General features: G+C 46.4%; 9 protein-coding genes and 1 pseudogene. All 10 read left to right on the top strand.

Annotated features, from left to right (window positions below; translation table 11 throughout):
• Window positions 1-243 precede the first annotated feature (243 nt).
• Entirely contained in the window at window positions 244-450 is a 207-nt protein-coding gene (locus QT996_RS27300) for a hypothetical protein (protein ID WP_333050518.1), read from the top strand.
• Window positions 451-500: 50 nt separating this feature from the next.
• Entirely contained in the window at window positions 501-1,268 is a 768-nt protein-coding gene (locus QT996_RS27295) for a hypothetical protein (RefSeq protein ID WP_333050517.1), read from the top strand.
• 2 nt (window positions 1,269-1,270) lie between these two features.
• The gene (locus tag QT996_RS27290; RefSeq protein WP_333050516.1) at window positions 1,271-1,747 is read left to right on the top strand and encodes a hypothetical protein; all 477 of its coding nucleotides are present in this window, start codon (window positions 1,271-1,273) and stop codon (window positions 1,745-1,747) included.
• Window positions 1,744-2,562 (top strand): hypothetical protein, encoded by an 819-nt coding sequence (locus QT996_RS27285; protein ID WP_333050515.1) that lies wholly within the window; start codon window positions 1,744-1,746, stop codon window positions 2,560-2,562. Before QT996_RS27290 ends, QT996_RS27285 begins: the two co-directional genes overlap by 4 nt.
• A complete protein-coding gene (locus QT996_RS27280; protein WP_333050514.1) occupies window positions 2,555-3,607 on the top strand; it encodes a hypothetical protein in 1,053 nt (350 codons plus the stop codon). The genes QT996_RS27285 and QT996_RS27280 overlap by 8 nt, the downstream gene beginning before the upstream one ends.
• A 115-nt stretch (window positions 3,608-3,722) precedes the next feature.
• Complete coding sequence (locus QT996_RS27275) at window positions 3,723-4,331, top strand: 3'-5' exonuclease (protein WP_333050513.1); 609 nt, start codon at window positions 3,723-3,725, stop codon at window positions 4,329-4,331.
• 91 nt (window positions 4,332-4,422) lie between these two features.
• A complete protein-coding gene (locus tag QT996_RS27270; RefSeq protein WP_333050511.1) occupies window positions 4,423-6,072 on the top strand; it encodes an RNA-binding domain-containing protein in 1,650 nt (549 codons plus the stop codon).
• Between the two features lie 316 nt (window positions 6,073-6,388).
• Window positions 6,389-7,435 (top strand): Fic family protein, encoded by a 1,047-nt coding sequence (locus QT996_RS27265; RefSeq protein WP_333050509.1) that lies wholly within the window; start codon window positions 6,389-6,391, stop codon window positions 7,433-7,435.
• A 264-nt stretch (window positions 7,436-7,699) separates the two neighbouring features.
• A pseudogene (locus QT996_RS27260) lies at window positions 7,700-8,888 on the top strand (RNA-guided endonuclease InsQ/TnpB family protein).
• Window positions 8,889-9,534: 646 nt separating this feature from the next.
• Window positions 9,535-10,170: reverse transcriptase N-terminal domain-containing protein (locus QT996_RS27255; RefSeq protein ID WP_333050508.1), on the top strand; the 636-nt coding region annotated here is incomplete at its 3' end.

Below are 10,170 nucleotides of genomic sequence, written 5' to 3'. Positions count from 1 at the left end.
ATTAATAATTAAATGGGGTCGCAAAATCAAAAATAAGGGTAATGCTTGTATCACAGTTTAAATGTGCAACAGCTTACTGTGTGGAATATGGCAAAAATGTCATCTTTAGCAAGACAGACAACGAGATTTTGTTACCAGATTGAGCAAGGCGCAAACATAGAGCTAAGGAGTACAACTTAAATGTAGCAGTCAAGGACAGGTTTACATTTCATTCAGTCTAAATGAAACTTCGAGGTAACAACTATGTCAGATAAACTCTTGTCAATTTATGCGTCGCTCCTGTTTGCAGCCATTCCCGCTATGCTAATTTACGGCGGTCAATCTATCTACCACGACGGTTATCGGCAAGCCGTAAAAGATTTACCGCCAACAGTAGTTCAAGGCGACCAGAATATCGACAACAGCACGAACAACAACTATCAATTTGCACCGTCACTTGGGGGGAAGTAATCAAGGCTAAATCAACTACATAGCTCAGAATTAATTAAAGGAGACAAACCATGAGTGCAATTGTTAAATACACTGGTGGTGGAGCCATCGCCCCAGCCCTAGTCGGGAAAGTCAAAGCATTTGATAGCGCACCTGAAATGTTGACTTCTTTTCAGGGATACTACGGTTTCGACCCCTCAGCGTTTGCCGGGATGTCTGAGGAAGAATTGGGAGCATTCGTAGATTCGGTTGAAGAAATCAAGTTTCTGATTGACAACCTCGACAAACTAGAAAAACACGTCAACGACTATATTGATGGCGTCGTAAAGTACAACGAGTTTGTAGCCCGATGCGTCAAAGCTGGTGCTAAGGGCATGGAGAAGATCGATCGGGCCACGCTCGACGTATTCTTGGCATGGAAAGGTTGGCAGGCCAATACCAAAAAGCTAGCCAAAGATTCGGATGTTGGCGTAAGACTACTCGACCAAGAAGTTATTGATTACGGCGATTTAGCGGAATACGACCTTCAGATTTCTCTTCAGATTGTGGCTAACAGATTAGTCCGCCAAAAAGAAGCGCTATCCCAAAAACCTGACAAAGAAGCAGCAAACTATGCGGAGCGACAAGCAGCTCAAGAGGCAAAAAGCGAAGAGAGAAATAGGATAAAAGACTTGTTCGCTTACGGTACTCGCGGGAAATACGGTTTGCCATCATCGAGTAGCCCGCAATTGAGTCCTGCCAGCAGCGCTAGCAATAACGCTAGCAATAACGCTACCAAGGCAAGCGGTTGGCTAAAAAAATGGGGCGGTAAAGCCTTTGATTATTTCTCAGGGAAGTAGCCATGCAGTTACCACCATTTCTCATCCCCAAACCTCAAAATCCTCCTGTTGCTCCACCTTCACAACAACTACAACTCCCAGAATTAGAAGAATCAGACCAATTGAGGTTTCTCAAGAACTTAAACAGCTTCTGCGGTCAAGGATTTTGGTTTGCGGTTGGGTTGTCAATTGCTCACGTTTCGAGGATTGTCGGTGCTCCTGTAATGCTCGTCGCAGTGATTTTGGTTGCCGGGTTCCTGTTTGTAGTAAAACCGAAAAACCCAACCTCTTATTTACTATCAATGAGGCGGATTAGCGGGTTGGTGGTGATTGTCGGCACTATTGCTGCATTTTGGGATGTAGCATGGCTGCTAGCCAATATGCCTTTAAGTGTAGGCTTTGGCTTCGGGTTCATCCCAGTGTGGCAGCTTGTCGTGATTGTGGGTGTATCGGTGGCCTTGCTTTTGTTGGTCGCACTGTGGCGGAGGTGGATGCGGTGAAAAGTGCCATTGCTTCTTTGATTGTGGGCATCGGGTGTAGCGGGTTTAGCTTGTTCGGCTACTTCGACAAACACGTCAGCTACTGCAATGTAGCTACAAATCCCTGTACGCCTGTTGTGGTAACGGGTTCCCAGTATCCCAAGAATGCTAAGTTTGTGAAGCTGCATCAAGGCTGGGGGCTGCTGCGTACTACATCCGGCGTAATTGCTGCAATCAGCTTTGGTGCGGGTTATTTCACATCGGGTGCAGCATCGGTGAAGCAGAGAAAGAACGAGGAAGAGGCTGCTCTCAATGAAGCTCGGCAAAAGCAGTTAGAAGCAACTACAAGCGACATTTTGGATGAGGAAGAAATCCAGAAAACAGCGATTGCTGCTGACTTGAGAGTTAAGGATTTCAAGCGCGAACTCTACGACGGCTACAACACGCTTTATTTAGAGAAGAATCCCGAACTGTTGGAGACTTTAACTACCGCCATTCCCGCATCTTTGCCCGCTCCCACGGAATCAAAGTCCGAGGAAGTTGAAAATGCGGAACTCCTATCAAACACAGCATCCGCCCCAAATAACAATCAATTATTGGGCGTAGAACTGCCAGCACCTCCCAAATTAGGAGTGAAATTCTTTGATTGGAAGCAGTTTAGGGACACTCCTGAGATGTTTCCTCACATTAGAGGAGTTGCAGCTACCAGATGCGGAAAAACCACGCTATTTGATTGGCTGATGGATGTGATGCCATCCCAAAAGCAGTCGGTAATTACGGTTAAGCGGTGGCCGCATCAATGGATTGATTGGCTTGGATGTAATAGGAGTGCCTGAAGATTACAAAGCTATCCGCTCCTCTTTGGAAGCATTGCAAGGTGAAAGAGTACGGCGTACAGCATTAATGGCAAAGGGGATTGATTCACCCATTTGGAATGTAGCTGTTGATGAATGGAAAGCAATTTCGCGTAATGTAAGAGCGATTGTCGAGCGCAAAACCAAACAGATTATTTCTCTTAGTGCCAAGCAAATCATGGGTGAAATGATTACTTTGGCCAGGGAAACCAACATCCGCATCTTTGCTTTAGCGCAGGGCAGACAAGTTGTAACTTGGGGATTGGAGGGTGAAAGCGATTTAGCTGAGTGTTTCTGTAGCATTTACATGGGCAAGTTTGCCGTAGAAGAATGTGAATCCTACCGCAACAAATTCCCCAAGGATTCCGAGCAATACGCAAAATACCAACAAGTTCGAGATTACTTGGAATCGTTGGGAAATAGAGCGGCATGGATTAGCTGCGAGTTAGGAGAATTCCCGGCTGTTGTACCCGACTTGAGTCAATGGAAACGAGAACTTCCTAAGCACTCATCAACTACAGAAACTTCCGTAAATAGTGAAACTATTCAAACAACTGAGTTGGCTGCAAACCAGGAAATTGAGGATACTCAAGAACTGTGGGAATTAGCCAAGAAGCGGCTCCTAGAATCCTGGAATGGGGATGAAGTTACTGCACAGGAGGATACTGCTACTTCACTCCCTGATGAAGCGGACAAAGTAGGAGATGAAGCTAGTGAAGTGTTGCAGGATAAGGATTGCAGCACTACTTCCCTACTTCCCGAACCAGAGCGATCGAAGGCATTGGCGAGGGTGATGGCGCTTCTGAGCAGTCGGGGAAGCAGTGAAGTAGAGCGAGTGAGTGAAGCGATCGCCCTTCTTCTCACTCAACCAGACAAAGCACTTTGGTTGAGCTTAAAAATCCTGAGATTGGGAGTCACCGCAAGCAGTCGAGATGTGTTCGGCTGCGGTACGGGAGGTAAAGCATTCCAGAAAGCGAAAGATTGGTATCAGGCTCTTGAGTCAACCTTTGGTAAGATTGTGGAATAGCATCAAATCTGGGTAAAGTCAGCCGCTAAATTACCAACAAATATGCTAATTGCAGTTGCTTTAATTCTCTACATGGGTGCGATAATAGAAGGGCAGAGATGGGGAACCTGCGATTGTGGAACTAACCAAATACAGTTGGTGGGGCGAATCCAACGAGCCACCAGAACATCTGAAAACTAAAAAGCAACTGGGTGAATTGGGACTCTCGCCTCTGAAACCTTCAGGCGTTATTCCAACGCGAAAATACGACGTGCTCCTCTACGATATCAACAATCCCGAATGCTGCCGACCCAAAAGAAAGCCATCTCCCAAACAATTGGAAATTCTTGCCGCCAACCGTCTCAAAGCTAAAATCAAGCGGGATTACCGGGAATGGTATCGAGAAGTAGGTTTCATAGAAAGAGATAGGGTGAGTGCTGTTCTTTGGGCAAGAGAGCAATTAAGTCAGAACGATTGGGTGATTCTGGATACTGAAACTACGGGGCTATACGATGCTCAGATTGTAGAGATAGCAATTATCGATCGTCTCGGTGAAATGTTGCTGAATACGCTCGTAAAACCCTCAATTCCCATACCTCCAGAAGCAGCATATCTTCACGGCATTAGCGATGCAATGGTAGGCGATCCTCCGAGTTTCCCCGAAGTCTATCCCCGCATTGTTGAAGTCCTTAAAGATAAACGAGTATTTCCTGTGTTTCTAACTGTATTTGTTTTATACAGTTAGGAGGAAGCCGTCCTATAAGGACGGGGCTTTAGACCCAATTTTGCCGTAAGATTGTAAATGCCGTCTGGTCGCCCCTATTTTATATTGTTAAATGAATCGCACGATTCCCGAACAAGAATCCCTCACCGTCGAGTTTAAGAGCGATCGCACTCGCCTGCCAGACAAAGACCTGATTGAAACCGTCGTCTGCCTTGCCAATACAGACGGTGGCTCCATTTACCTCGGCGTTGAAGATGACGGTCAAATAACAGGTTTGCACCCCCAACACCAAAACCTGTCCACCCTAGCCGCCATGATTGGCAACCGCACCAACCCCCCAGTCAGCGTACGCGTTACAGCGTTGCTAGAAGCAGGTCAAACCATTGCCTGCATAGAAGTCCCCAAATCAGCTCGCATCGTCGCCACCTCTGACGGACTCCTGCAACGCCGCCGCCTGCAAGTAGACGGAACACCCCAATGCGTCCCCTTTTATCCCTACGAATTTGCCACTCGCCAGTCAGACTTAGGCGTTCTCGATTACTCCTCATTACCCATCACCGGATCGTCTGTTGCCGACTTCGACCCCCTGGAACGCGAACGCCTGCGACAATTAATAGAGCGATATGGTGGCGATCGTACTCTGCTATCCTTAACTGATGAAGAACTCGACGGCGCTTTAGGTTTCGTGCGTTCTACGGATGGAATTCGCTTCCCCACCGTCACCGGACTGCTGATTTTAGGACGAGAAAGCGCCCTCCGCGAACACTTACCCACCCACGAAGTCGCCTTTCAAGTCCTCGAAGGCACCCAAGTGCGAGTCAATGATTTTTACCGCACCCCCCTACTAAAACTGTTTGAGCGAGTCATGGAACAGTTCGAGGTGCGCGTTGAAGAAGATGAAGTGCAAATCGGTTTATTTCGCGTCCCCGTTCCCAACTACGATCGCCGCGCCTTTCGCGAAGCCTCAGTCAATGCCCTCATCCACCGAGATTACACTAAATTGGGAGCCGTTCACATCCGCTGGGAAGATTACGGAATTACCATCAGCAACCCAGGGGGTTTTGTTGAAGGTGTCAGTTTGGATAACTTGCTAGTCGTAGAACCCCGACCGAGAAACCCCTTTCTAGCCGATGCCATTAAACGCATCGGACTCGCCGAACGAACTGGGCGCGGTGTAGATTTAATTTATCAGGGGTTATTGCGCTACGGAAGATCCGCCCCTGATTATCGAAGCACAAACTCTCATTCAGTTGCCGTCAGACTGCCAGGGGGGGAAGCCGACTTAGGACTGTTGCGCGTAGTGATTGAAGAGGAAAATCGCCGTCAAAGCCCACTCCCCGTTGACTCTTTAATCGCGATCGGACAATTGCGACAAGAAAGACGGTTAGACACGGCTACTCTCGCCCGTGCCATTCAGCGAGATGAAGCGATCGCCCGCAGCGTGTTAGAACGATTAGTTGAAGCTGGTTTGGTAGAAGCGCGTGGCGTCAAAAAAGGACGCACCTACACCCTTAGCCCCTTAGTTTACCGAGAACTGGGACAATCCGCTGATTACGTCCGGCAAGCTGGCTTTGAACCCATTCAGCAAGAGCAAATGGTGCTTCAATATGTAAGGACTCACGGCAGAATTACCAGAAAAGAAGCTGTGGAACTTTGTCGTATCAGCGAAGACCAAGCTAGTCGCCTGCTGCGGAAGTTGACTGATGCCAACCAGTTGAAATTAGAGGGTCAAGGCCGCGCGTCATATTATGTTGTTTCATAGCGGGAAAACACGCACCGCGCCTTTTAAACGCGCGCCGCGCCTTTTTAAACACGCACCGCGCCTTTTGAACACGCATCTTTAGAGTCTGTGGAGGAAAATAGCGTTCGTTAATTTGGGCATTTAGCCCCTTATTCCAGGGTATTGGTACTATAGTCCCGGTGGGAAGTTGGCGACCTTTGACGCACAAAACAGTACAGATGAATCGGGTACAATACCTTTAATATAGGTACTGTGACCAGGGGAGTACCTATATTAAAAATACTTATATAATAGACCAAAGCGACTCAATGGCTATTACAGTGGTGCTTTTAAATCAATGAAATCTTTTGAACAGACTTTTTTAACCCAGCAACCGATTACCCAAAAACTCCTACAGACAATTCGCTTAATTGGGGAGTACAAAGGTAAACAGGAGTTGTACAAACAACAAGCACCACAAGTGCTAGAAACTTTGCGGCAAACAGCGATTATTCAAAGTACCGAATCTTCTAACCGCATTGAAGGAATTACCGTTCCTCTGGCGCGAATTCGCAAATTAGTAACGGAACGCACAGCACCAAGGGATCGTTCAGAACAGGAAATCGCGGGCTATCGGAATGTGCTAAATACAATTCACGCTAGCTATGGTTATATTCCATTTACTCCGAATATTGTTTTGCAATTTCATCGCGATTTATATCAATTTAGCGTCGGTTTAGGTGGCTGTTGGAAAACAACAGAAAATCTAATTACGGCAACCACAACTGATGGTAGACAAATAGTGCGATTTACTCCTGTTGCCGCCTATGCCACATCTCAGGCTATGGAAGAGTTGCATGAGAAATTTAATCTATTTTCCCGTGAAGGTGAGATTGAACCATTGTTGTTGATTGCTAGTTATGTTCTGGATTTTTTGTGCATTCATCCATTTCTGGATGGTAACGGACGAATGGCAAGATTGCTGACGCTGTTATTGTTGTATCAAGCGGGTTATGAAGTAGGGCAGTTTATTAGTTTAGAACAAATTGTGGAGCGCACCAAAGAAAGCTATTATGATGCCTTGTACCAATCTTCTCAAAATTGGCATGAGGGGAAGCATAGCTTGTTGCCTTGGTGGGAGTATTTTTTAGGCGTAATGTTACTGGGAGCTTATCGAGAATTTGAGCAGCGGGTTGGGGTGATTGGAGGAGCAAAAGGAACGAAAACGGCAATGGTTTTACAGGCAATTGAGAGTTTGCCTTGGGAGTTTTCGATGCGAGAGTTACAGCAACGTTGTCCGGTGGTTTCTGTGGATTTAATTCGTCGCATTTTGCGTCAAGAACGGGATGAGGGAAGGATTAAATGTGTGGGACGGGGAGTGGATGCGCGGTGGCGAAAGTTATAGACAATTTAGTGGCCGACTTGCCAAAAGCTTTACAAGAGATGAAGGGTTTCTCATCTCATATGTCTCTTGTATATGAGAAGTTTTGCGGAATCTTACCCGAACGAGCAATTTGTGCAACAACCTGTTGCACAAATTGCTTTACCAAAAAAATGGGTCTAAAGCCCCGTCCTTCTAGGACGGCTTTAATTTCCGCTTATTGCAAATAATTGTTAAATATACGTATTTTGTAACTAAAAGCTTTCGCAAAAGTGATATGATTTTATCATGATAGTTCTAGAGTTTAAGTTGAAAGGCAAAGCCGAGCAATATCGGGTCATCGACGAGATGATCAGAACAGCTCAATTTGTCCGAAACAAAACTCTTAGATATTGGATAGACAATCAAGGAGTTAAGCTAATTGATCTGTACAAACAATGCGCCATTATGGCAAAAGAGTTTGAATGGGCAGGCAAGCTTAACTCAATGGCACGTCAGGCTTCTGCCGAACGTGCCATTTTTGCTATCCAACGTTTTTTCGCTAATTGCAAAGCAAAAACACCAGGCAAAAAAGGCTACCCAAAGTTTAAGAAAAATACTCGCTCTGTCGAATACAAAACATCAGGATGGCTACTTTCTGCCGACAAAAGATGTTTGACATTTAAGGACGGCTTTGCTGCTGGAAAGTTCAAATTAGTCGGTAGTCGGAATTTGCATTTCTATGCACCCGATGAGATGCGAGCGAATCAGAGTTGTGCGTCGTGCCGACGGATACTACGCACAACTTTGCATCAATGTGGAGCGAAAAGAGGAACTTATTCCGACTGGTAAAGCTATTGGAATAGACGTGGGATTGAACCATTTCTATACCGATAGCGATGGTGAAACAGTCGCGAACCCTCGCCACCTCCGAAAAAGTGAAAAAGCTTTGAAGAGATTGCAAAAGCGAGTTTCTCGAAAGAAGAAAGGCTCTGGCAATCGAAAAAAAGCGATCAACAAGTTAGGAAGAAAGCACCTGAAGGTTAGTCGGCAGCGTAAAGACTTCGCCATAAAGACGACGCCCGGCGCGGTAAAATCTAGCGATTTTGTAGCCTACGAAGACCTTCAAGTACGGAATATGGTCAAAAACCATAAACTTGCTAAGTCGATTAGCGATGCAGCGTGGTCACAATTTGCTCAATGGTTAGAGTATTTTGGAAATGTGTACGGCAAAACAGTAATTGCTGTTCCACCTCAATACACCTCGCAAGATTGTTCAAGTTGTGGCAATACTGTCTTGAAAACGCTATCAACCCGAACCCATATTTGCGATTGCGGTGCGACGTTAGATCGTGACTACAACGCAGCTCGCAATATTTTGGTTAAAGGGTTGAAGCAAGCAGGAATTAATTTGAATTTAAATACGGTGGGGCACACCGAAATCAACGCTTGGGGACAGACCGATCTCTACTCTTTGATGGCAGCAAAACAGAGATAAGTTCGACTGATTGATCCAAGAATCCCCGCGCCTTCAAGGCCGGGTGCGATTCGTTCTCTCGAAATAAGTAGCAATACTTAAGGATGAGAGGCAAGGAAAAAGGAGGGAACAATCCCAACAGAACCTTGACAACTTGATAGCCATGTAGGTGAGGGTTCCTCCCAAATCCTACCCCACAGGTGCAGTGGTGAAAGCACGATCCCTACTGAGGAGACTAGCCGTCAAATTGGTAAAGCGGGACGAAAGAAGGTAACTGACAGCCTAGGTCGGTAATCCCTTTAGCAAGAATCCATGAGTAGCGAAAGCGAAGATGCGCTTGAACCATCGTGAAAGGCAACCAGCGAAATAAGGCTTTATGCGTTGGAGCCAAAAGGCAATGGGTTAGGGGCTGATAAATTTGGTCGTTATCAGTAGCACTCCCAACAACCCCGGTGGACAGCATCAACTCTAAAGATTCAATCAATGGCTATCAGGAACGAAGTAACCTTTCGTATGCTCTCTTGGAGGTCGAAAACCAAGAGTAGGTGCTAACCGGATGCTGCGAACAGGTGGGATAGAGTCAGAAGCCAATGCCCTGTTGTAATGACAGGGATATGCAGACAGACTCACGGTGGTTTGGAAGATAAAGTTGCAAGTCAGAGTATATATGTCTAAAACACGGTCACAACCGATGGTGGAATGGAGACAGATTAACTGGCGAAAGCTGGAACGGTTTGTCTATAAGCTCCAAAAGCGAATTTATCGAGCCTCTCAACGTGGTGACGTTAAAGCAGTACGCAGACTCCAAAAGACGTTGATGAAGTCCTGGTCAGCAAGGTGCTTAGCGGTCAGGCGGGTAACACAAGATAACAGCGGCAAGAAGACGGCTGGTGTGGATGGGCTCAAAAGCCTGACCCCAAAACAACGTCTCGCCCTTGTTGCCAAACTTAAATTAAGCCCAAAAGTCGCTCCAACTAGGCGAGTATGGATTCCCAAGCCTGGAACGGAGGAAAAGCGACCATTAGGCATCCCGACAATAAATGACCGAGCCTTGCAAGCACTTGTCAAGCTGGTACTAGAGCCAGAATGGGAAGCGCGATTTGAACCTAACTCATACGGGTTCCGACCCGGACGCTCATGCCATGATGCGATAGAGCAAATATTCACGGTAATTTGTCAGAAAGCCAAATACGTGCTAGATGCTGACATTGCCAAATGCTTCGACCGCGTGCGACGTGAAAGTCGTGTGTTAGGCGCATCAGCGCTATATGACAGAGAGGTCGTCCTCTCTAGGGATTCTCTT

The sequence above is a fragment of the Microcoleus sp. S13C4 genome, assembly GCF_036700865.1.
In the GTDB taxonomy this organism is placed as follows: domain Bacteria; phylum Cyanobacteriota; class Cyanobacteriia; order Cyanobacteriales; family Microcoleaceae; genus Microcoleus.
This window is presented reverse-complemented; position numbering and strand designations above follow the sequence as displayed.